Annotated in this window: 2 protein-coding genes; both read right to left on the reverse strand. The window is 42.1% G+C overall.

Features of this window, described 5'->3' with window-relative positions; translation table 11 throughout:
* Positions 1 to 122 precede the first annotated feature (122 nt).
* Positions 123 to 1,478 (reverse strand): (Fe-S)-binding protein, encoded by a 1,356-nt coding sequence (locus PN457_RS02155; protein ID WP_271731018.1) that lies wholly within the window; start codon positions 1,476 to 1,478, stop codon positions 123 to 125.
* Between the two features lie 56 nt (positions 1,479 to 1,534).
* On the reverse strand, positions 1,535 to 2,818 hold the full coding sequence (locus PN457_RS02160; protein WP_271731020.1) for an FAD-binding oxidoreductase: 1,284 nt from the start codon (positions 2,816 to 2,818) through the stop codon (positions 1,535 to 1,537).
* Positions 2,819 to 3,141: the final 323 nt, after the last annotated feature.

Below are 3,141 nucleotides of genomic sequence, written 5' to 3' on the forward strand. Positions count from 1 at the left end.
AACCCTCCCCTTGTAAGGGGAGGGGACTGGATTTATTAAAAATCCAACTTCACACTTAGTGTATCAAATATTGTTTGACCCCTCCCTAACCCTCCCCTTGTAAGGGGAGGGGACTGGATTTATTAAAAACCTAACTTCACACCCCGAATGGCATAATCTAGTAACTCCATGGGGTGCATGACTGAAATGGTTTTACCCTGTAATTGTAAATGCTTGGTAATTTGCAAGGTACAACCGGGATTAGCAGAAGCAATTAACTGTGCGCCTGTATTTAACAAATTCTGTACTTTTTGCTGACCTAACTCCTCAGCTACTTGTGGTTGCAGCATATTATAAACGCCGGCACTACCACAACACAAAGCTGCGTCTATAGGTTCGGTTAGTTTCACGCCGGGAATTTGTTGTAATAATTGACGTGGTTGCACACTAATCTTTTGTCCATGGAGTAAATGACAGGCATCTTGATAAACTAAATTTAAAGGCTGATCACTTAAGGGGGATAATTTAGCTGTCAATCCTACTTTGACTAAAAATTCTTGAGCATCTTTGACTTTAGCAGCAAAAGCCTGCGCCTGGTCTCGATATTCTGGGTCATCTTGGAGGATGTGACCGTATTCTTTTAAAGTATGACCACAACCAGCAGCATTGATAATGATAAAATCTACATGGGTATCGGCAAAACTGTCAATCATTTGTTTTGCTAAACTTTGGGCTTGTTGGGTTTGTCCTTGATGTTCTGGAAGCGCCGCACAACAACCTTGAGATTTAGGAATTACCACCTCGCAACCATTCGCGGTTAACACCCGCACGGTGGCCTCATTAATGGGGGAGAAGAATAACCGTTGTACACATCCCAAAATTACCCCTACCCGGTAACGCTTTTCTCCTTGGGGGGGAATAATATCTGGTAGGTTATCTTGAAAGGATTGCAGGGTAATTTTTGGTAAAATTGATTCCATGGCTGCTAAACGGGGAGATAGTTTTTTGAGTAACCCTGTAGTTTTTACTAATTTTGGTAATCCCAACTTTTGATAAACTAGCAGGGGAAATAAAAACAGCCGTAATAAATCAGGATTAGGAAATAAGGAAAATATCAGTTTACGAATCAAGGTATCTGGTAAATTGCGCTTATAATTGCGTTCTACTTGGTGACGAGTGGCGGATATTAATTTATCGTACTGCACGCCGGAAGGACAAGTACTTACACAAGCTAAACAACCTAAACAAGAATCAAAATGTTGTACTGTGGCTGTATTTAGAGCTATTTCACCCTCGTTAATTGCATCCATTAAGTAGATGCGTCCCCTGGGTGAGTCCATCTCTTTACCAATCACCCGATAACTTGGACAAGTGGACAGACAAAAACCACAATGTACACAACTATCAATCAATTTGGGATCGGGTGGCTGATTGATATCAAAACTTTTTAAATTCTTAATCCTAGTAGTATGATTCGCGGAATTGTCAGAAACTTGCATATTTAAATTCTTCCCCTCTCTATCTGGTGTGTTTTGGTAGCTGTGTGGTTGTTTGCTTAAATCCCACCCACAAACCGACCCGGACTGAAAATATTTTTACTATCAAACTGTTTTTTAATTTGGCGCATCATATGCAAGGAATTACCAGTATATCCCCAAATATCTATGGCTTGTTTAACTGTGTTTGGTGCTGTTAAGATGCTCAAGAATCCCTTGTGAGACTGACAGCGATCGCGCATTTTTAAAACCTGATTTTTATCTTCCAATTGCCACAGACCCAAACCACTAGACAGATGAATCAAACCCATACCTGCTTGACTCAAAACCTCCACAGATGCACTAGGTAATACTCCTATTTTGCAGGTAATTGCCGAATCTGTGACGGGTTTATCCATTATTTCTCGTAATCTTTGCCATAGATGAGCGTCATGTTCATCCATATAAATTGTCCCTTTTAAACCCAATTGTTCGCCTAGTGCTAACAGTCTACCTGACTGTTCTTGGACACTTTGACTAATGCTTTGGAAACGCGCGATTAGTCCCATACCCTGATTCTCACCTAGGGTAGAAACCAGTTGTGTGGAGAGCAAATCAGCCTGAGTTGGTGTTAAAGCACTATTACGCAGGGTGGTTGCAGCTTGGGATATGGCTTCTGGTTTACCTGTTAGCATCACTGTAGCGGATGCTGCGGGTAATGGATATACCCTTAAAGTTACTTGACTAATAACACCTAATGTGCTGTAGGAACCGGTAAATAATTTCATTAAATCGTATCCGGCAACATTTTTCACTACTCGCCCCCCTGCTTTGGCAATTTCCCCATCAGCACGGACAAAGGTAATACCTAGTAACTGGTCGCGGACACTCCCATAACGTTGTCTGAGGGAGTTGGTATCAGCTGTGGCGATTATACCGCCTATGGTTGCTAATTGCGGTTGACTGGGGTCAAGGGCAATAAATTGGCGGGATTTGGCTAAAATTTCTTGGAGATGGCAAAATTGCATTCCTGCTTCTACGGTGACGGTTAAATCACCGACTGCGTGGGCAATTAGTTGGTTGATGCGTGCTGTACTAACTATGATGTCAATATCTGTGGCTAAACCACCCCAGTTGATTTTACTAGTTTTTCCTACCGGCAGGACGCGCCAGTTTTGATGGTGGGCTTCGGCGATGACTGCTGCTAGTTCTCCTTGGGTGCGGGGATAGACGATACAATTGGGGGGTTTTGCGGATGAGATCGCCTGTTGGATGTGTTTTTGCTGTTTGGGTGGGAGGTTTTCCCAAGGATGGATGGCGGTTTGTTCGATGATAGATGCAAGACAAGAGGCGATCGCGTTCATCAGTTTTTTTTGTTTTTAGTCTCCGTATCTTAATATCTATCAAAATAATGCACCGGGGGTGAGAACCTACCTTTTAAGCAGAGGATTAAAGGGGAAACGACGGGTTTTAACCGGTCATATTTTTTATTTTCCCCTGAGAAGATGTTTGTCAAGTCATGATTATATTATTTGACCCCACCCCCTTCCTTACAAGGGTAGGTTTTTAATATGATCTGTGAAGGCAAGACCACCGAAGACAAGGAAGGAAAGTGGACAAGGAAGATTTTATACGGACAATGGTCTTTTAATGGGCTATTTTTCTTACTAAGAATACAGACTTTGTA

Origin of the sequence: Anabaenopsis arnoldii (assembly GCF_028331025.1) — a bacterium.
Classification (GTDB): domain Bacteria; phylum Cyanobacteriota; class Cyanobacteriia; order Cyanobacteriales; family Nostocaceae; genus Anabaenopsis; species Anabaenopsis arnoldii.

Excerpts from the sequence above, each read along its gene's own strand:
- PN457_RS02155 (WP_271731018.1), bottom strand. The coding sequence starts at position 1,478 with ATGCAAGTTTCTGACAATTCCGCGAATCATACTACTAGGATTAAGAAT.
- PN457_RS02160 (WP_271731020.1), bottom strand. The coding sequence starts at position 2,818 with ATGAACGCGATCGCCTCTTGTCTTGCATCTATCATCGAACAAACCGCC.